Annotated in this window: 10 protein-coding genes; 9 read left to right on the forward strand and 1 reads right to left on the reverse strand. The window is 43.6% G+C overall.

Going from position 1 to position 22,612, the window contains the following annotated elements:
- Position 1: 1 nt before the first annotated feature.
- Positions 2 to 457, forward strand: coding sequence for a hypothetical protein (locus COR50_RS13895; protein WP_098194544.1), 456 nt, complete (start codon positions 2 to 4; stop codon positions 455 to 457).
- A 227-nt stretch (positions 458 to 684) separates the two neighbouring features.
- Here COR50_RS13895 and COR50_RS13900 read toward each other — a convergent pair whose 3' ends face one another.
- Positions 685 to 2,040 carry an anaerobic C4-dicarboxylate transporter family protein gene (locus tag COR50_RS13900; RefSeq protein ID WP_098194545.1) on the reverse strand — a complete coding sequence of 452 codons (1,356 nt, stop codon included), beginning with the start codon at positions 2,038 to 2,040 and terminating at the stop codon, positions 685 to 687.
- Between the two features lie 531 nt (positions 2,041 to 2,571).
- Between COR50_RS13900 and COR50_RS13905 the strand changes: the two genes are divergently transcribed.
- From COR50_RS13905 to COR50_RS13940, 8 genes are all read left to right on the forward strand, one after another.
- Positions 2,572 to 3,627 carry a serine hydrolase domain-containing protein gene (locus COR50_RS13905; protein ID WP_098194546.1) on the forward strand — a complete coding sequence of 352 codons (1,056 nt, stop codon included), beginning with the start codon at positions 2,572 to 2,574 and terminating at the stop codon, positions 3,625 to 3,627.
- A gap of 32 nt (positions 3,628 to 3,659) precedes the next feature.
- On the forward strand, positions 3,660 to 4,472 hold the full coding sequence (locus COR50_RS13910; protein ID WP_098194547.1) for an AraC family transcriptional regulator: 813 nt from the start codon (positions 3,660 to 3,662) through the stop codon (positions 4,470 to 4,472).
- Positions 4,473 to 4,953: 481 nt separating this feature from the next.
- Positions 4,954 to 6,942 (forward strand): DUF4135 domain-containing protein, encoded by a 1,989-nt coding sequence (locus COR50_RS13915; protein WP_098194548.1) that lies wholly within the window; start codon positions 4,954 to 4,956, stop codon positions 6,940 to 6,942.
- 6 nt (positions 6,943 to 6,948) lie between these two features.
- Positions 6,949 to 11,697 carry a DUF6603 domain-containing protein gene (locus COR50_RS13920; RefSeq protein ID WP_098194549.1) on the forward strand — a complete coding sequence of 1,583 codons (4,749 nt, stop codon included), beginning with the start codon at positions 6,949 to 6,951 and terminating at the stop codon, positions 11,695 to 11,697.
- A complete protein-coding gene (locus COR50_RS13925) occupies positions 11,694 to 13,850 on the forward strand; it encodes a hypothetical protein (RefSeq protein ID WP_098194550.1) in 2,157 nt (718 codons plus the stop codon). The genes COR50_RS13920 and COR50_RS13925 overlap by 4 nt, the downstream gene beginning before the upstream one ends.
- A 3-nt stretch (positions 13,851 to 13,853) precedes the next feature.
- Positions 13,854 to 17,924 (forward strand): hypothetical protein, encoded by a 4,071-nt coding sequence (locus COR50_RS13930; RefSeq protein ID WP_098194551.1) that lies wholly within the window; start codon positions 13,854 to 13,856, stop codon positions 17,922 to 17,924.
- Between the two features lie 32 nt (positions 17,925 to 17,956).
- Complete coding sequence (locus tag COR50_RS13935) at positions 17,957 to 21,445, forward strand: YncE family protein (protein WP_098194552.1); 3,489 nt, start codon at positions 17,957 to 17,959, stop codon at positions 21,443 to 21,445.
- Positions 21,446 to 21,462: 17 nt separating this feature from the next.
- The gene (locus tag COR50_RS13940; RefSeq protein WP_098194553.1) at positions 21,463 to 22,509 is read left to right on the forward strand and encodes a hypothetical protein; all 1,047 of its coding nucleotides are present in this window, start codon (positions 21,463 to 21,465) and stop codon (positions 22,507 to 22,509) included.
- The last annotated feature ends 103 nt before the right edge of the window (positions 22,510 to 22,612 follow it).

A 22,612-nucleotide genomic window follows, 5' to 3' on the forward strand; every position in this document is an offset into this window, starting at 1 on the left:
CATGGGATTATTCAGTTTATTTAAGCGTCCTAAATTTATCGAGGACGAATATTTCGGGAAACTTCGGTTGGTGACATTCAAAGATTCCAGTAAGAATTACTTTGAGGGCAAGGTGAAATTTCATCCAACAGGTGTGGAAGTGATGATTATGCTCGATGCCGTCGCAGATAAACCCACGGCGGCACAACGGTCTTTCTACAAGAATATCGAAGAGCATATAGATAATTATATTACCAAGTTTACCGGTAACATCGAACATGAATTGGGAGAATGGATTCCCGGCTTTAAGATCAAGGATTTTCACGGGGAGTTCCAGTTGGTGTATGTCAATATCCCGGGTTTGCAAATAGAACCTGTTGAATGGGAGCTAACTTTCGAAACATATCATGCCGGCTCGCATCACATCGTGGTGTTGTTTGCGGGAGAAAACGTGGATAGGGTACTGGTTGATGCTTGATAGCATCCTTACAAGTTAATCGCTACGTTAATAAATAACTTACATAAAAACCTTCCCATTGCTACGGGAAGGTTTTTATGTATAATTTCAACAACAATTTCCTGCAAGGCTTGGAGAATCCCTGCTGAAACACTTTGAAAGAAGGGTCAATTCTAACCTTTCGAATTGTATGGCTGTACACTAAATTAAACAAGGTTGCTGTTAATAGGTTGCAGCCTATCATATTATTATAATAGGATGGCCGACAGGGCAAAACCTGCTGCTACCGTACTGGCCACGGAAACCAATCCCGGTCGCATGAAACTGTGGTTGAATAAATATTTCCCGATCCTGGTACTTCCCGTCCTGTCAAACTCGATTGCTGCCAATAAGGTTGGATAACCCGGTAAAAAGAAATCACCGTTTGCCGCCGGGAACATCGCAACCAGGTGCGCCGGTGCAATACCAAGGCTGATTCCCAATGGCATCATGGCCCTGGTGGTGGCTGCTTGGCTAAATAATAATGCACACAGTGCAAATAATGCAAATGAAAATGCCCAGGGGTGTGCTTGTACCACATCGGCTAAGGCATGCTCGATCATCGCTTCATTAGCTGCCATAAATGTAGCGCTCATCCAAACTACACCGAGAACCGAAATGGCCGCCTGGGCGCCTGAGCTGAAAAGAGATGCTTTCGCAACTTCTACGGCGGGAGTCTTTGTCAATAATATAATCAATGCTAAAACCGATAACATTACCATTTGTATCATGGCTGCCATGCGGATGTTTCCATCAACGCCTACAACTAGGTTCGGGCTGAAGTTTTCATTACCGGAAAAGTTAGGCATTAACCCTGGGAATGATCCCAACAATATAATCGTGATTACACCTAGACCGAATAATAACACCGACAATTTCGCACCCGGTTTCAAGGGAAGCGGGTCGGTATGCTGTTTTGCATCGAGGTTCTTAGCAAACTCGGGATCTTTCATCTTCTCTAGGAACACTGGGTCTTTATCTAGGTCTTTTCCCATTTTAAGTACTGATAAGATCCCGATAAATATACCGATCATCGTTGCCGGGATACATACCTTGATAATATCAGACAGCTGGAAATTGGCATAGTCTTTCATCAAGGCCAACATCGTAGCGGTAGCAGCAGAAACGGGACTTGCCGTGAGCGCGATATGCGAAGCAATTACCGCTATGCTGAGCGGGCGTTCTGGCCGGATGCGGCTCTTGGTAGCTACTTCGGCAATGATGGGTAATATCGAATAATTAATGTGCGAAGTGCCGGCGAACAAGGTAAAGCTATACGTTGCTAGTGGTGCAAAGAATACTACTTGCTTGGGGTTTTTGCGTAAAAGTTTCGCTGCCAGGTTAACCAGGTAATCCATGCCTCCGGCTGCTTGTAGTGCTGCCGCCGTTGATACTACGCAGAGGATAATCAAGATTACTTCCACCGGTGGATCGGCAGGTTCTAAATGAAACCCCAAGGTGAATAGGAGCATACCGATCATTCCCATCACGCCTAAACCGATCCCTTTCATCCTGGAACCTATCAGTATGGCAACGATCAGGATAGCAAACTGTAACCAAATCATTCAGTAAATATTTGATGATAAAATAACATTGTTGTCCGACCAAATTTTAACTGGGGAGCAATTTGATCCCTCAATAGTTCGATTCAATGTTCATCTGCTCGTTTCTTGTACTTTTTTGCTTGCCCAAAAAAGAACCCAAAAAGGGCACAAATTGGCTATTACGGCCACCAATTTGATCGCTCGATCTGGCCTTTCTACTACTGTATGGCCAAGCTACCCTTCGCTATCAACGGTGCGAAGTTCCACGGTTCTCTTGGCGGGGGGTGAATGTATCATCCTTCGCTTATATCCTTGAACAGGTAAGGAATTCAAGTGCCTTTAAAGCATTTTTAGCTGGACAACAATTATAAAATAAGGCTCGTAATCTACCGGCTTCTTTTCATTCCTAAGAACAATAACTAGGAACAATTTTAATCGATAAAAGTTCAAGTAGTTTTTTTAGTTTGATATATATTTAGTTCCATGGATTTATTTTCTATTGCTCTAAACTTTAAGTAATTTTCATCGTCAAAGTTGAAAATATTTATATCCATGAGAATTTCCTTGATCTTGTTATTATGTTGTGTGGCGTTGTATTCCTGCAAAAAAGATAATCCTTTACCGGGTTCTAGCGATTCATATGATTTTTCTAGCGTTGAAAAAGTATTGGATGATTCCGTTCCAAGGGTAATGGGTGGAAAATGTTTCGCTTTGATCGCCGTGGATGGGAAAGTAGTGTTTCAAAAAGGATATGGCAACTACGATGGCAACACGAGGCAATTGGTAGCATCTTGCTCTAAGTGGCTCTCCGGTGCGGTTGTTATGAGCATGGTCGACGAAGGAAAGTTCAAACTGTCTGATACCATCGGGAAATACCTGCCGGTATTTTCGCAATACGGCAAAGGAAATGTCACCATAGCACAGTGTTTCTCGCATACGAGCGGCTTCCCCGGTGCATCGGAAGAAGGTTACGAGAATAACCAGTTGATTACCTTGGAAACTGCCGTGAACCAGATCGCCCAAAATGTGCCGTTGGAACATACACCCGGTACCGTTTTTAATTATGGCAGCGTGGGCATGCAAATCGCGGGGCGAATTTGCGAGGTGGTGAGCGGTAAATCATGGTCAGCGTTATTCAAGGATAAAATCGCTGATCCGTGCGGGATGACCCAAACGGATTATGGCAGCGGGAGAAATCCATTGGTAGCAGGTGGTGCAAGAAGTACTCCCAACGATTATCTCCGTTTCCTCGTTATGTTAATGCAAAATGGCATCGCCCCTGGCGGAACCAAGGTTTTGAGTGAGCAGGCAGTACAGCAGCTGGAAGCCAACCAAACCGCGAATGCTACTATCTTGTATAGTCCTTACCCGGTGGATAAGCTGGATGCCAGCGGGATTTACGGGATTGGCAACTGGAGGGACTTGCTATCGTCTGACGGAACACTTATCGAGAACAGTAGCCCCGGCGCTTTCGGTTCGCATCCCTGGATAAATAGGGGGAAGAAGATTACAGGAATTATTTTTACGTTCATATTGACGGAAGGTGGACAGAAAACGTTTCCAACTAGTTTGAAGATCCGCGAATTATGCAGGCAGATCGTTCCATAACCGGTTCTTTATAATTTTAATGTTTAGGTTTAATGGCAACTTTACCCGGTATCGCTTCATGTTATCAACCGCAGCAACCAAGCGTAAAAGCAGGGGCGGCAGTCACGTATTCGGAATTGCAGCCCGCCATGAACCTAAGATCCCATATTTATTGTTATTGGGAATTACGAACGCGGCAGGTATTGACGGACTCATTTTATTACCGGGTGGTGGCAGATGGTTGCATCGATATATTTTTTGATATCAGCAATGAAGAAGCTCCTTATATCATGGGGCTTTCGAGCCGTTACACAAGTTTTGAAACCGGGAATGAATTTCATTATATCGGTATCCGTTTCCTGCCTGTTGCCTTACCTTTTATTTGCGGTTTAGATGCTGCGCTGGTAACTGATAGGTGCGAACTATTGAGCGATGTATTGCCCGGTATAGCAAAGGAGTTAAAACCATTATTAGCCGGCAAGAAGAACATTAGAACCTACAAAGTAGTTTTGGATCAGTACTGGTCGACTTTAATCGAAAATTGCCCTTCAACAATCGACATGCGTTTAATGGATGCATTGAAAAAAATAATCGATACAAACGGTAACGTGCAATTGGGAAAAGATTTGTATTGCGGGTTGAGCGACCGTCAATTGCGCCGTTTGTTTCATCAATATATAGGGGAATCACCGAAACTGTTCAGTAAAATTATCCGTTTTCAAAATTTGCTCCGCGCAAAACCTTCCGTTGCCAGCCTAAAAAGGCACAAACTTTTTTTTGATGCGGGATATTATGACCAAGCTCATTTTATAAAAGAGTTTAAGCTTTTTTATGGTGATACACCAACAATCGCATTGGATAAATAATAATTAAGTGTACAGAAAGATTAAGAATTTATAGCAATTATGAATAACAATAATTGATAGGATATTGATTATTATATCTTGAATTATATAAAATATATATACTTTAAAAAAAACTTTGTTATTATAAATTTATTGCTCTTATTTTGATAATAGATTGTTAACTGTATTTGTTGCCTCGCTGCACAGGAATTGCAGCGTGAAAGAATATCTTTAGCAAGTACTGTTTATAACTCGAAAACAGATCGCAGTTATATTTTTATTCTGTAATACCCCGGTTCAAAATTAAAAATTACGTTAACCATAATTTCAGACGTTCAGGAATACGAGCGGAGGAGAATTGTTTGTTTAAATGTTCTGAATCGATTGTTTGATGCGATTACTTTCCTTGCTATTTACGCGTAAATAGTCATTAAGCGGCATGCCGTGATTTTATTTATTAATGATTACCAAAACAGCCCAATGGGCTTGACCCCGTTTTGTTATGAATTATAATGAACTCGTTGCTGAATTGAAGCGCTTGGGCGTAACCCCGCCCGATACTTACAGGGCCTCGTTGTACCTCGATTACTTGCAAGCTGCCCAGCAGTATTTTTCCAGCGCGGCGGGAATGAATATTCCCGCGAATAATTACAATTTTGTAAGATCGGCTGTACGGTCAACAAATTTACTCAACGAGATGGCCGAGGTTTTTGACCTTTACATCGGGGCGGCTGTTGAGCAGGCATTATTTGTGAATGCAGGCAATAATTGGGATTATGCACAATTTTTTAATAATGTCATCCTGGGAAATAACTATGCTGCTAATTTGGCTGCTTTTAGAAATACTTATACTGTTTCTACTACCGCGCTTCAATTGGTTGATCAACATTTCCGGAATAATATCAGGGAAGCTTGCACTAGGGTTTTCAATGATCGTCCTTCTATAGCCACTTTCTATGAACAGATTTATAACCGCGCAATAATCGTCAGGTCATTAAAAAAAATTAAATCATCCGGTTCCGATTTTCATAAGGGAGGTAAGCAAGTTTTAATATTAACCTACCTAGGTTCTTATGAAGGGCTTGATGATGAGGGGCAACAGGCCATTTTTTATGCTGATTATAAACTCGTGTATAAACCAAGCGATATTGAACTCGATTGTTTGATAGCAGGAAAATCTGGTGTTGTAAATGCTATCCATGACAATTTTATGAACCGTAGTCTATTCGAAATATATAACGAACGCCTACGTATTTATAAAGCTGCAAATCCCGCTTTTGATGGTTTACCGGTAACTACTTACGGTATTCTGCCAATGGTATACCAATCTATACATGGCGGAGGTCCACCCTTACCTGTTAGAAACGCTTACGGTTACATTGAATATTTGAACCATGATCTAAATGGCGCCTGGATACAGTTTTTCGGTTATTACCCTTATGCCCAGAGCGACTACCTGATCTTTAAAAGCTTAGACAAGAATCAGATTATCAACGATTTCTATAGGACGGTGGGAGCGATGACTGCTATCGCGTGTACCTTTTCAATACAAGATTTGCATTTAGAAAACTTGAGGGTTAAGAATTATTTGCCCTACTTTATTGATATGGAAATATCCCTTACCAAGCCAACGGATATCATTGAAAATACGGTTCTTATTTCAAATGCACTCGGTGATGCAATAGGGGGGATTAATGGAATTTGCCTCGAAGCCCAGAAGATGGTTTGGGAAGTGAATGATCCGACTAATACGGGAAGAAACCTGGGTCTTGATTATACGGCTGTACCGGAGTTTTGCGAGAATAGGCTCTGGGAATGGGCGAATGTAGCTTATTACAAGAGAAATATACCTGTAAATGAAAACGTCTTACAATCTGGTTTTGATCAAGGTATGCTCATATTAAAAGAAGCGCAAGGTAATAATGATTTTAATGCCTGGTTTAATAGGATACAAGATGTAGTTGTGCGTTATATTCCTTTCCCAACGGCATATTTCAAAAATAATTTTATTGCGACGTATTATTTGTCCCCTCAAAATGCAACGGGTAATACCGCTATGGCGACGTTGTTGCAAACGGCCTTAACGGATAAGTTTAACAACTATCAAGCACCGGCAAACCCCAATTTTTTAGTATTGAATGGAGCACAATGCTTAACAGATTTGCTGGCGCTAGATATACCTATATATTATTACAGGGTGGGGATGCAGGATATATTGGACTCGGATGGCAACCAGGTACAAATCCCCGCAACAATTCAAATAGATAATAATAACCCGCCACCCGCTACAGTACAGCAAAACGTTAATATCGGCAGAAACACCTTCCTGGCTAATATTCCACCCTTTGCTATCATACAAGCACAACAGTTAAATATTTTAACGACCCCACTTTTATTCCTGCAAAGGAAATTGGCCTTGTCCAATTCCATTAGTGACGGATTAGATGATGCTATCAAGAACCCGACCCTCGTAATCCCGATAAATAATTAAACTCCCATGGCTAGTTTAATCGAACAAATCATAAATGATATCGAAGCTATCCCAATCGAACCTGGTGGTAGTTTGACCTTGGCTGCTTCAGATTTCGATCTGCCGTTCATGACCGCATTTTTTAACGACGTTTTATTACAGGATTCCCTGGTGTTGCAGGACGCGGTAAAGAATGCTACGGGAAATACCGCCATAACCCTTAACGGGAAGAGCGGTTTGTTTGGTTATATAAACCTTGCTTTAGAAATTAGTTTTTACGAGGAAGATGAACAGGTGAAGGCTAAAGTTTATGCTGTATTCCCCGCTACTTATAATCCCATTTTGCCGGTAATTAACTGGATGCAGGCCGCCGATCTTTCCTTTACTAAAATATTGTACGAAGAGAATACCGTAGTTGATTTTAAATTTGATTTCAGTATATGCAGTTCCAGCTACCGGGATGTAACTTTACCTGTTTTACTGCAAAATTCCGGCGCGGCTGATTGGGAAATCAATTTAACCGGTAATGATAATAAAGCCATCACGATTGATCAACTGGTAGCGTTGTTGGCAGGACAATCCGTGGATGATTTTTTACCCGCCCAATTGGTGAATATCCTCGCGGGTCTCAGCCTGAATAATTTATCTACCCGGTATAACGTGGAGTTACATACCATCAATTTTTTCTCTATCGGGATCGGTGTGACCAACGGTTGGGCAATCGTGGAGGATGCCGTGGTATTGCTACCGGGACTTCAAATCAATTTATCGCTCTTTAAATTTACCGAGAAGTCCAACTGGCTTACTTCGGCATCGGTCCTGGGTACCTTCGTATTGGGAGGTGTAAACGTTCCCGTTTATCTCGGCGCCATCATGGGGAGTACCACTACCTGGACTTTCGGTTTGCAGCCGGATACTACCGTTACCTTGCCAAGCTTTTCCGATTTGTTGGGTTTAGCCGGGGGACAGGTTTTTTTGAACTCTTTACCTTCGGGGCTCAGTGAAATTCCGGAAATTATTGTCAATACGCTCGCGATAGAATTTGATGCAACGAAGAATGTATTGACCCGCCTCGCTTTCGGTGTAAATACGGGTAGTAGTTGGCCTATTATCGAAGGTTATTTTTCGATAGCAAAAATTTACATAGCATTTGATACCAGGGATGTAAACAATCCGCTGACAAGAAATATTTACGGGACGCTCAATGGTTTGTTCGAAGTCGGTACGGGGAATTTATTGATGTGCTCTATCGATAAAACGGAAGATAACCCTGATTGGATGGTTACCGCCGGTTTGCCTCCGGGTAAGACCTTGAGTCTTACCGCCATCGCTTTACAATTATTTGAAGGAAAAGTTACCGTACCCGCGAGCATTCCTGATTTCAAGTTTTCTACCTTGTTGATAACGGTTGTTCCTTCAAAGCAATCTTTTCAGTTCGAAGCCCGCTCAACGGATGTTTGGAAAATAACGGAATCTATTTCAGTAGATGCATTCGACCTGGTATTCTCCAGGAACCCGGATGATGCCGAGAACCCGATTCAAGGCAATGTGTCTACCACCTTGAACATTGCAAGTGTAGGGGTGTTTTTATCAGCATCGATTAATAGTACTACGGATAGCGGTTGGCAATTCTCCGGCAAAACAAAGCCGGGAGATCCTATCGTGATTGGCGATGTTATTGCATACGTCGTGCAAAAATTCGGCGTAGATCAACCCCCGGCTTGGATACGCACTACCAGTTTACAAGATTTATCGGTGGCTTTTAACTCGGCCACCAAGGACTTCTCATTCGGAGCAACTGCCAAGATAAAATTTACATCCACCGAATTGGCCATCCAGGTAGGATTCAGTTTACAACATGAGGATGCCGGTAAATACAAAAATGTACTGTCGGGTATTATTACGATTCAGCATATCGATGGCGGCGCTTCGGAATTTAAAATCGATTTTGAAACCGGTACGGATAACACGAAACTAACCGCTGCTTGGAAAGCCAAGGATGCATCGGAATATTTGCAATTTGCAGATTTACTGAATGCTTTCGGTTTCAATGCTCCCAGCATCCCGGAAGGGTTAGACTTGGCCCTGTCGGCGGCGACCATCATTTATGATTTTACAAATTCCAGCCTGGCTTTATCCATTCAATCTGCTAATTACGGTAAGGCGGTGTTTATCGCGATGCGGAATCCTGCGGATCAGCAATGGGTGTACTTCTTCGGCCTCGCTTCAGACCTGGTCATCAACTTGGCGAACTTACCGATCATCGATAAATTGACTTTTATCGATGCCGGGAAACTTGAAATTACGGCTATCGATGTAAACTTCGTTTCTACGGCAACATCTGCGGCGCTGGCTGTGCTATTGAATCAACAGATCAAGGCGTTATTGCCGGATGAGAAGAATATCCCGGCGCTACCTGCTGAAGGCATGGACGGAACCGTATCCTTTTCAATGACGGTTAATATCGGCGGAACCTTATACCCGGTTAACCTGGTACTGGGCGGTTCAAATAATGACCAAGCCCTCGTAACGCTTGACAGTGGAGAAGAAGTCAAAACCAAGTGGTTCAACATACAGAAGAATTTCGGACCGCTTTATTTCGATAAGATTGGTTTGGGTTATAAAGACTCCCGGATTTACGTAATGGTGAACGTCACCGCAACGGCTAGCGGCTTGAGTCTTGCCCTGAACGGCTTCGGAATTTCTTCACCGGTTACCACCTTCGAAATATCATTCACGATAAGCGGTATCTCCATAACCTATAATAACGGGCCTATATTAATCAGCGGTGGCTTGATGGGCTCATTTAGCCCGGTAAATTTATACGGGGATATCCTGATTAAAACATCTGCCCTGGCAATTGGGGGCATCGGCGGATATACAGAGTTGGAAGGGAAGCCTTCGATGTTCTTGTATGCCGTATTAAACTTCCCGATTGGCGGGCCGCCGTTTTTCTTTATTACGGGTTTATCCGCGGGATTCGGATTTAACAGGAAGTTACTGATTCCCGGGATAGAAGGGGTGTCTACATTTCCGTTCGTTGTTTGGGCCATGCCGGGTAGCGGTGCGCCGGTGCCTGATCCTACAAAGGATTTAGCAGCGCAGGTCAATAGTGTTTTGGCCGATATCGAAAATAAGGGAATCGTTGCACCGGAAGTTGGAAGCTCGTGGTTAGCGGCCGGTATTTGTTTTACTTCTTTCGAGATGGTCAACTCCTTCGTATTGGTTACCGTGATATTCGGAACGAGGTTCGAAATTGACCTGCTGGGTTTATCTAGGATCGTGATCCCGCCTGGTTCGGGTGGCAGCACCGGTATTCCGCCGGTTGCTTTCGCGGAACTGGCGATCAAAGCATCGTACGTGGATGGAACGGGGTTAATATCTATCGAAGGACAACTTACTGAAAACTCGTACGTGTTATCCCGGTCCTGCCATCTCACGGGTGGATTTGCATTTTATTTTTGGTTTAGCGGTGATCATGAAGGGGATTTCGTGATTTCACTCGGTGGTTATAATCCCAATTATGATGTACCGCGAAATTACCCGAAGGTACCGAGGTTGGGCGCTAATTGGAAGGTAGACGGCAACTTGTTAATCAGCGGTAGTTTATACTTTGCACTTACCTCCAATGCCGTGATGGCAGGGGGACTGCTAGAGGCTGTATGGAGCAGTGGCGGTATCAGGGCATGGTTCATATTGCAAGCCGACTTCCTGATTATGTGGAAACCCTTCCATTATGATATTGTTGCTAACACGGATATCGGCGCTTCATTCACGATCAACTTATTATTTACGAAGAAAACCATCACGATACATGTAGGGGTGGGTTTGCATGTTTGGGGACCCGAGTTTAGCGGTAAGGCAAAAATTAAAGTAGCGATCATATCCTTCACAATTTCCTTCGGTGCGGGCGATACAAATATTCAAAAATCTATTTCTTGGGATGAATTTATTGGGGAAATGTTGCCCCAGAAGGCTGGCAGTAACAGGACTCTAACCGGTAATGCAAACCCGGATATCTGTAAAATAAAAGTAACGAATGGATTACTGCAACAATTAAGTGATGTTGAAGGTGAATTAAACTGGGTAGTGAATAGCTCGCAACTCGAAATTATAACGGAATCGATCATACCTTCTAAAGATTATGATATTAAAAATAGCTTGTCGCCGCAAATCCAAATCGTGCATAGAAATCTTGCGAAGGCCGCTTCGGCAAATACAGATTTCGGTGTACGACCCGTGGGCTTGGCTTCCGCTGATTTCCAATCGAAGCATATCGTTCAAATCACTTCAAGCAGCGGGGATGCTTACACTTTCCACGCCGAACCGGTATTTAAAAATATTCCTAAGGGGCTCTGGCAGAAAATCAGTTTCAATAGATCCGGCAACCCCGATGTAGGAGATCCGTTAAATGATACGACGCTTACCAACGTGTTGACAGGTTTTAGTTTGAAACCCTTCATAGAAACACCAGCCACGGCTTTAACAGTCTTGATGCAATATTTGCAATATAATGTTAACCCGCCGCAGCAACATTTTTCCTGGGTCAATACATACATACCCGGGGACGATGATTTTCAAGGTGAAACCGTGCCCGGAACCATCATGGATACCGCGGCGCAACAAAATCGTTCCATGTTAATCGCTGCAATTCCCGACCTGGGGTTTGATATTTATTCGAATGTTGATGTTGTAACATTAGCCGATCCTTCTACATATTATCTATTAGCTGCACCCTTGTTGCGTTTACTGGGGGAAGAAAAAACTACCGTATGAAAATAACTTTGCAAGATGCTGAAAGGGAGATGACTTTCATCGAGTACGAAATGCCGGCGCTGAAGTCGGCAGAATACACCGTGAAAGTTACGCAGGAGACAAATCAAGATCCCGGCACTTTCTCAAGCTCCCGGAAGTTTGCCGTTACATCGGAAAGATTTTCTATCGATGTGAACGATATCGATTCGGTATTTCCACAGAATTTGGCCAACGGTTCTTTTGATAAGGCGGTACCACATGTTTTATTCAACAAGAAGAACTTACCCTGGGAACGGTTCAGTATTAAAAATAATGATAAGGCGCCCTGGTTGGCTATATTGTTATTCGATGAAGGATCTCAACCTAAGATCAATAAGTTGCAAGCAAAAGATCTTGTTCCTGCCGGTACAACTATCACGGTAGCCGGATCCAGCGTTACCGGTACCGGTACGATGGCGAACAATATTTTTTCTTATCCCGGTTTGCAGCAGTTAAGTTACGGGGAAACGCCGGATGAAAGTTGCAACGTCATCGATATCCCGCTGGATTTATTCAACCAAGTGGCGCCATCAGCGCAAGATCTACCTTACCTGGCGCACATCAGGCAAATGGAGACGCTCGATAAAACAGATGCGCTGGCTAATTTATTAGAAGACTTCGCCCTCGTTATCGGGAACCGTTTGCCGCAAGTCGATCAACCGAGTTATGCATACTTGGTTTCATTGGAAGATTTCGGTGAATACTTACCTGGAAATGATGGAACGAATAATATCCCGGCAGGTAAAAATACAGTCCGGTTATTAAGTTATATGAATTGGAGTTACACCGCCAATCATCAAGATCAATCCTTTACCGATTTACTGGAAGGTTTGAATAAAACAGCGGACGGTAAGCAGGAGTTGACGGTTTTACAAGTTCCGTTCCACGGCGAAAGTCCCAGTAATGAAGCGGTACAACTCGCCTTGACCAAGCAGAAATCAGGTAGTCTCAGTACCACCGACGCAACAATTCTAGCTAAGAATGCTGTTATGATGGGTTATACACCTCATGGTCACTCGATGCGCTTCGGTGGGCATTCTGTTTCCTGGTACCGCGGTCCCTTAACGTCTTTCAATATCGTGAACAAATTAGGCTTCCCGGTTTCCTGCCCGGATGCCGTAACGGGTTACAACCCTGAAACGGGGATGTTCGATGTTTCTTACGGCGCAGCTTGGCAATTGGGACAATTGTTAGCCTTGCAAAATAAGAGTTTCTCTTCCGAATTATATAATTGGAAGAAGAGTTTATACGCGTACCAGGTGTTGGAGGCAGAACAATCCATCATCGCTAATAAATACAAGGGCATCAATGCTTTTGAACATATTTTTTCCCGCCGGATAACGAAGATGGAATCCACTTTGGATATCCCGGAAAATATTGTTGAATGGATGGGCAGGCTCAGCCTTCTGTGCGGTGTACCGTTTAATTACCTCGTACCGGATGAACGCATGTTGCCACCGGAATCGCTCCGCTTTTTTTATATCGATAATTGTTGGATCGATGCATTGATGGACGGTGCATTTAGCATTGGAAGAGCTACAACTGCATCTATGACTATCGAAGCGCCACACCTGGAAAGATTGAAAATGCATGCGCGTGGAAAGGCGGCCGGTTTCAGGTTGCGAAAAGCGAGGGTAAGCGATTGCAACAATGTTGACGGGATAATTACCGGGTGTTTATTGCGTTCCGCCCTGCTGGCTGGCTGGCCGGGGTTGGAAATAGTAGGTTATAGCGATAAAGATGCTGGGAACGAGATATGCAAACTTAGAATGGATAGACTTTCTGACGAGGTCATCATCTGCATTTTCAACGGTGACATACAGCGGGTTTCCCTGCGCGAGCCACCTGAATCTTTGCATTCTGGCGTCGACGGTGAAGCCCCGGATTATTATACCGGTTTGCGGGTAGTACAGGGTGAAGGTACACCGGGAAAGGGGATTGAAGGAGCTAGAGCCGACATACCCACGCGCAACGGAACCGCTACTTTGCAAATGGGAATCGCGGCGGAGAATATGAAAACGGTATTAAATGCCCCGCCTTTGAATGAAGGTATAGAGGATTTTAATTCCTCGCAATTTGCACTGGAGATGGTGAAGGGAGCAGTGAAAGTTGATTTTGTAAACGACAAAAGTTAAAAAATGGCTGATAGTAATTTCGGGTTGATCGTCCCCGTAAATGTTACCGCTTTATGCGTAGGGATCAAGGATCAACAAGATCCCGATGGTACCAGCAAGTTTGCCGGGGCCACTACATCATATATCAATCAAATGGGAATCTACGATGCATTCCTCGGCTCCAATGTCGTGCGCACATTAGTGGAAGCTCCCTTGCATCAGCTAAAAAAAGGTATTCATATACATTGGGCTTTGCCTTCCTCCCTCTCGCAAGGGAATTTCGATCCCGGCACAAATACAAGCAGCTTTGTGGCAACGCCTAACCGCTGGCTAATTAGCCGGATGATTATCACGGATGGTCAACCCAGCAGAACTACATGGGTCATCGAAAGCGATGCCTTAACCGTTCCCGGCAGTCAACAAGATGACGTGTTAATTACCTTACCCGTGCGGCAACTAACTCCCTCGGATACGGACTATCAATACGTCGGGAAACCTGTTGTTTTTAGTTCTGAATGGACGGAGCCCAATAACTCGGAGGTCTTCAAAAACTTAACCGGGCAGCCGCTTTCGGCGGTAGCTAATGGAGATTCTACTTTCGCGGCATTTTACCCTAATTGTAGGAATGTATTCGGTTTTTATGATGCATTGGAAAGCTATAAAGGACCTGTTCAGATTATGTACCAAGTGCTAGGCTGGTATAGCGTGAGTGAAGATGATCCTTTACACGGTGGATTAACAAATGAGCAATTGCAAGATATCCTGGGCTGGACATTTGAAGACAGTCAAGAGGTACCGGGCTATTCAACTTATTATGGACTAACACAATCCGTCCAGTGGGATGAGAACCGTAGTTATATCGTGGATGCCGGCAATAATGATATCGAGGTTACTGCAACGATAGGGAATAACCCGCCGGAAACCTTTTCCGCGTATTTTAAAGAGCGGATACACCCCGGTATCGATTTTTTTGAAGACCTGCTGAATGCATTCCAAACCGGTATCTTACCCATTTTTAGAGAACCGGCAGCCGGGCAATTAGCATTATTACAACAAGTGCTACACGGGAAACAGTTCAATCCTACGGACGCCGGAAATATTTACATGGTGGTTCGAAAACCTGATGATGATAATATCAATGATCCATCAGCAGAAAGCCCCGTAACAGATTTGCCGTTACAGTTGGGCATTGCCTTAAATCAATTGAATATTTACCAGCAACAAGTAGATTATTTCACTACTTATATCGATCAATATAAATCCCAATTGTTTGCAAACTGGTACCGCTTGATGAAAGCGGAAGGCGATGATGAAAAAAATGATTTATACCTACTGTTGCAGGAACAAATCAACTTGTATACAAATCAACTCGAAGATACTTTACAACGACTGCAAACGAATTTAACGGATCAGTTGGAAGTGGTAAATGATCAAATCGCGGCTTTAAATACGGAAAGGGACATTGTTCCGGTATTAGAACTCAAGATCACGGCTGTTAATAAATATTGGCAGCCCAATGAGCCGGTGATTTTATTGACCGCCCCCAGTTTTGAAGGAACCTTGCGTTTCGAAGAACTTGAAATTAATTCGGAGTCGGAGGGCTGGTTATTATGCAGGGTTACCAACCAAGTATTAACTGCCCTGGCAATTGAAGGAACAGGCATACCAGCTAGCGATTTTAATTCCATATTATTGCCCCAGCCGAATCATTTACCCTATGCCGCATTATCGGATCAACTTTTACAGGAAGCCTGTTTGCTAAATACGTCGATCGCGGGTAAAATTACCGGGTTGGATGTTGCCCTGCTGGAAGAAAATTTAAAGCTCGCTTTACAAAGACGCGATCAAACAGTGTATACATTTACCGGCTTTCCCCCCATCTTAAAGGCGGTGCAATGGTGGGATGAAAATCCTTGGAATCCTATACTCACCGGGTGGGAAGCCCGGTTTTCGCCATTACAACCTACCAGGCAGGATGGGGAGATTAAGGAATACAATCCTAATTTCTTTACAAACAATTATACGGTCAACCAGGATGAAGGTGGATTTATCACTTATAAAGGAGCGACGGATCCAGAACAGGTCATCCGTTTCGGGCAGGAGATCTATACAGGTAGCGCCATACTTTCTTCCAGCGCGGCATTGGCCTTTGGAAAGCAGCTGGCGGGATATCTGGCCGTACATCCGGATAATACCTTGCAAGAAATATTGGATGATCTGGCTACCGGGAAATATTTATCCTTCCCATTGAGTGGTTTGAACGCGGGTTTGTTGATGAAGGAAGACGAGCTGCAACTCAATATTAAGGTTCCGGAAAGTAATCCCTATTATTTCATTACGGAAAGCGTCAGCAAAATCGTTGGCGAAGCATACAATATTTCACCACGTCCTAACGGGCATTTTAACCCGCTGAGGGCAGGGTACATGGATGTTGCTTTTTTTGTGGTGGATGTTTACGGCAGGAAAAGGTCGCTGAAAATACAGCAACAGGTTAATGCCAGCTCGATGGTCAGCTATTTTAATAGTCAGCAGATTAAGGATGTCATTTTCGTACCGCCTAGGCTGAGTCAACCTGCAAGGCTAAACTTCAGGTGGATCTCCAACGCGGATAGCAGCGGTTTTCAAGAGATGAACGTGCAGCCTGCTACCACGCCCGTTTGTGGATGGATCGTGCCAAACCACCTCGATGAAAGCTTATTTTTTTATGATGAACTGGGGAAAGCCCTGGGAAGTATTTACCTGGACGGTAACCATTCGAAAGTGTTGTGGTTGTCGGCGCCGGGAAATAATCAGACCATCGGCAAAAGCGTACAGGAAGTTTTTCAATATGAAGACCCGGTGTTATCGGACTTGGCAAATGCATTAATGGAAAACGGGCCGGGGTTCTTTTCCAGTTTTTGGAAGGCGATAGATGATATGCATAATTTTGTAAATCCTTCTAACTTTTCTCAAAATAATGACCTGGCTGTATTGATAGGGCGACCCGTAGCTGTAACCCAAGCGCTATTACGCTTGGAAATAGCGGGCGGATCCCAGGTTAACCAAGCTTGGAATACGATTGATCCTAATAATAACAATTATACGGGCGTACAATTTCCAGTGATACTGGGAGACCTGGAGAATATTAACGACGGGTTGATCGGTTACTTTAAAGAAGGAACAAGCGGTTATGATTTCGGTAATTTTTATTGTGAAGCCGCGGTTTCTGAAAACGGGGTGCAAAAGCCCGGCCCTAAGAACATACTGATCACACCTAGTCCTGCTTTAATGAGCGATTCTTATGAAGATATTTCCAAGGGTTCCATGAAAATATTGATGCTAGTTGATCCCAGGGCTGCAATTTATGCTACATCGGGGATTCAGCCGATATGCAAATTGGAGATTCCCGCCAATCAATATGTAGATGTAATCAGCACCTTGGAAATGACCTTCTTGGCTTCCCCCGTTTTAAGGGGCGTTACCGGTATGAATATTCCCTTGGCTAAAGAAGAGGGTTACCAATGGAGTTGGGTTGAAGAAGATAGCTTGGGCAATCAACCATTATGGACTACCGTTGCCGGCTTGAAATTTAATACCAACGAGGCCATCGCCGCGTATACGCCGCAAACGATCCGGGAAGGCTGGTTAAAATTAACCCCGCAGATCTTATCATTTTCATTGCTCAATTCCGCCGGGCAGCCCACGGCCGTGCCTGGCCAAGAGAATACTTTCGTATTGACCATGAAAAATGAAAAATCAAATCAGCTCAAATTCATCCCGGGGCAACTATTACCCGAAGGTGTGCCGAATAACGGTGCTGCTTTCTTTATCCATTTCGGAACATTAGTGCCGGAAGATAGGGTTGCAGGCATACAACCCAGTGCAGACGGATGGGATTTTAAAGCGGTGACAGATCAAAGGTTCGGCAATTATTGGGTAGCCACCCTGAAAGAAGGATTAATACTGGATAAGGGCGCTTTTGTCAGCTTCAACTTAGCAAGGGTTTACGTTGCAGCAAATGAAGGTGAAATACAGATCCAGGTGTATGTTGATTTTATCAATATCCAAGGTGTGAACGATGGTACGGATGCTTCCCTTATAACACTCACTAGTTGATAAACCAATTATATCATGTATAAATAACGATTATGAAAGATTCGCAAATTTCCAGCCCACAACTTTCGTATGCGATTAATAACCCGGGAGCCCCGAATACTATTTATATAACGGATGATCCTACCGTAAACAAATTGAGCCTGCTGATCACCTTAAATTTGGGTGTGGCAACGTTTGTTCCCGGAACATTAGTGCCTAAGATCGATGCCCCGGATAGTAGTGGCTCCTTGTTATACCTCGATTTGAAAGCTTTACAATTAAGTGCAACCGAGTTTAATAACTTGGAAGTGGCAGCTACCGATTGGACATTCAAATTATACCCGGATACTTTCACTGTTGGTATGACCCCTACAAGATCATTATCCTTGGGCAGTGGCGTGGGAGATCAATTCTCTATTACCATTAATAACCTGGTAATGGAAAACCCGCCTTCTTCACCGAGTGCAAGCCTGAATGTAACGGCATTCAGGGTAGACCCCGTCGCAACTGGAAAATTACCGCAGGTTTCATTCTTTAAAGTCTTGTTGCAAGAAGCGCCAAGCAATAAGAAAAATTTGCCTGATGCTATCGTTTGCGACCTCAACGGCAGCGGTAATATTTTCAATTCTATCGATGGCTATGAACCGGTCAGCAACCAGGTCTCATTCTTGTTCAAACCCGGGAATAAGGCTGCAAATGTACTTGCCGGCCCCGATACGGTATTCACGGTTTCTTTTGTTTATGCCGATGCTTGGCCCGGTTACGGCGCTTTAACTACCCCGGATACAGCATTGAATATCGAGGTAAGGCAAGGGCAAAATGCCGAAGATTGGGCGGTGTCCCAAGATCCCGACGCGCAAAACCCAAGTTGGAACTTAGTGCCGAAGGCAGGAGCGCCCATTATAGGTGAAGGGGTAAAATCGGTCGTGCAATTTGAAGTGCAAAAAATTGTCACCACTTTTGAACCCGGACCCACCCTGATGTTTGTACAATACAGCCATGTGCCGGGTTATAATGACGGTTCTTATTATCTCGTACTTAATAAAATTCCCCATGTTGACATCAATGAACTCACGGTAACGCCCAATCCTTCCACGGTTAAAAACGGTAAGGCGCAAGTTACCGTTAGTTGGAAAGTACAGCATTATGTGCTACTAACCTTAATGCCTTTTTACAAGGATGTTACGAATATGGATAGTATCGATCTCGACCTTGAAACCAGCCTGGATATTACCCTGGTAGCTAATGGCCCCGGCGGTGCAACGAATACCGTGATGAAAACGGTATCGGCAAACGTGTTGCCGGAGATCAACTCTTTCAACGCTACACCTACCAATATTTATAAGAAGGATTTTCCCCATATGGTGAAATTTTATTGGGATGTAGATACCAATGAAACCGTTTATCTTGTTAATGTCAGCGAAAATACCAAGGAGGTAGTTGATAGAACCGGTACCCTCTACAAAGACGTTTCTCAAGCCGGTATGTGGTCTATCGTGCCAAAGAACGACAGCAATATGTTTCAATTAAGGAGGAATGTATTGATTGAAGCATTTGATCAGCAGCATAAGGATGCAAACTTGAATTATGTTCCCCGCAAAATCGTAGCGTCACCAACGGCGCAGTTCCTTGCAGCGATGGATCCGGCAAGTAAAAGCATCCAAATAATTAATTCATTGACTTATGATTCTTATGCGCCGGCTATACAGTTAGGTGCGGCGCCGATAGATTTAATCTTTTCGGAAGATGGCACGTATTTATTTACAATACTAGAAAATAATTCATTAGTAGTAATCGGTATCAGTTTCGATACCGGGACGTCCATATATACTTTCAATATTTTAAATACGGTTCAATTAGATTTTAAACCGGCCAGTTTGGCGCTATCGCAACAAAATAAATATGTTTACGTAAGCGCTAATGATACCGGCGATCAACAAGGGCATTTACTGGTTGTTGAACAGCTCGATCCCAGTACTTACGCTGTGAAAAGTGACTTACCCATTGGTTTGAATGCCGCCGGGATAGCAACTGATCCAAGCGGGGCCATGATCTATGTTTGTAATGCCGGGAGTGACTCCGTCAGCGTGATCGCATATAATTCCTTCGATGATGATTTCAGTATTACGAATACCATCTCGGATATCAGCGGCTATCCTTTAGATATCGTGGTAGCCGATCCGCTGGGAAATACGTTGCTGGTAGTTTGTAAAAATAACGGGAAGCTACTTGCCATAAATCATGATGACAGGGGGTATTCAGATAGGCAAGAGTTGGATTTGGGTGGAACGCCTGTAAGTATTGATGTAACTTATGACAGGGCATACGCTTTCATAACAAATGATAGCACAAATTCGGTAAGCCTGATCGGCTGTGGCGCAGGTGTAGGTAATTGTAAGATTTTAGAACAAGGTATCCCTGTAGTAGCGCATCCTGATGGAATTTCGCTTTCCATGGATGATACGATGGTTTTTGTTGCCAGTAATTCCGAACAGAAATTTACAATCATCAACCTGGTAAATTATCAATTGAAGGGTAATCCTACAGATGTGGGAAAATCTCCGACCGGTGTGATCGTGAGTAATGATAATAAGTATGCCGTTACCTGGCATAGCGCCTTAATAAGTATGGGGAATGATTCCGATGTTCCGGGACTATATATCTACAATACATTAACGGGAACCGTTACACTTGCCATGAAAGATACGGAGGTGATCGATGCGGTATTTTCCCAGGCGTTACCGGTGACTAAAATGTTCATGGTGTCGAAAAGCAATAATAGTATTGATGTTCTCAGTACAAGCGATTTTACCTCTGAATTGAAAATACCCATCCCTGATGCTACGAGCGGGGAAAAGCGTTATCCAAATGCAATATCTATTTCGGCAAGCGGTCAGAATATGTATGTAGTAACAAAGGATTCGAAAGGGAATTACTCCATGCTCATATATTCTTGCGATATAGGGTCGAATGTATACAAAGTAATTTTTGATCAAGAGTTATTTAATTCAACGGTGAAATCAAACCTCGTATTATTAGCAAATTCACCCAGCGGGAACCATGCTTTTGTACTTGATGTATTTAGCGGCAATCTATATACAGTTAAAAGGGATGCAGGGGGGACATTCGAATTGTTAAATAAAGATATCACGATCAGTTCCATTGCCAAATCGATGATTTGTTCCCCCAGCAACAATACTTTGTATATCCTGACACAGATTAACCTGAAAACCGGCTTCACAATTTTAGATATTGAAACGATGGAAGTAAGGAACTATACGTACCCTGTTTCTTACGGCCAAATTCTCAACCTGCAAAGGCTTGCCATATCACCGGATGGAAGCCGCTTATTTGCCACCGATGCAGACATGACAGGCGTCAGGATCATCAACGCCACGAACCTAAGGATAGTGCAAACGCTTTCATATGAATCCAATATCCGTTACCCGATGGGAATCGCCATGGTGCCGGATGCGAGCGCTATTTACTTCACGGGTATGAATAGTGGCAATATCGCGCAATTAAAACAAATCAATTCATAAAATAAACCGATTTAATTATGGCATATGAAGGACTTTTTATAAGGGATTATGTTGGAGAAACGCCAGATGGCGCCAAGGGTACCAGTTGGACCCAATCGCCCGATATATGTGTAAGCGGCCCAACGCCTTTACCGGATCCCCAGGTCTTGGTCAACCGGGAACAATACGATAAAGGATCACCTTCCATGAATGATCAAACTCCGTTGCAATCCAACTTCGTGTATGTAAGGGGGCTAAATACGACGGATAATCCACTGACAGCAACCATCTATTTATATTATGTTGATACAAGTATTGTGCTATGGCCACAGAATTGGAAGATGGATACGATTACCCACATTAATGAACCGGGTATTCCTATCAATGCGGCCCAGGTTATAGCAGATCCCCAGGGGCTTGCTGCAACGATAAGCCCTTTTAGCTGGATCCCGCCCAGGGATAATAATCACTATTGCTTGGCCGCCTGGGTTAAAGATGGAGCTGATCAACTAGTACCACCGGATTTGTACAGTATCGGGACTGTTAATGATATGGCAAATTTTATCCTGACACATCCGAATATAGGTTGGAAAAATACCACCGAAGTAGATGCTACACAACCTACGATCGAAAATTATGCGTCCATCATGGGTGCAGAATATGGAGGTTTGTTAAACGTCGGGGTGCAATGCCAAAACCTACCGACGGATGGGGAGATCGAGTTTTATGTACCTGGTCCCGACGCAGAGAATACAATTATTTTCCCGAGGACACCGATCGCAACTCCAAACTATGCGCCTACGGTACAGGTGCGTTGGCCGCCTAGTTATAATTCCTCTATAACCTTCAAGTATTATAAAGGAAAAACTGATCCACCGGATGGCGCCAATATTATCCCAATTGTAGGAACGATGGGTACAGGTTTCGATTTTATAAAAACAGCGCAAAGAATGGCGCCGAACCGTTTGGCAGACGTAACATGGTTCAGTTCGCCGGCGCAGCTTAAAAACCCAAACCAATACGGTGGGGTACCCATACAGAAACTATTTATAGTGGGAAGCGTACCATTTGAATTGATTAAATAGAGAACCGTTATTACAGGATACGGGGGAAGCCGGGATAATTCTTTATCCTTGAACTTCCCCCTTTTATTTTAGAAAAAATAAACGCACGATTTTAGTAAATTAG

Source organism: Chitinophaga caeni (assembly GCF_002557795.1).
Classification (GTDB): Bacteria; Bacteroidota; Bacteroidia; order Chitinophagales; family Chitinophagaceae; genus Chitinophaga; species Chitinophaga caeni.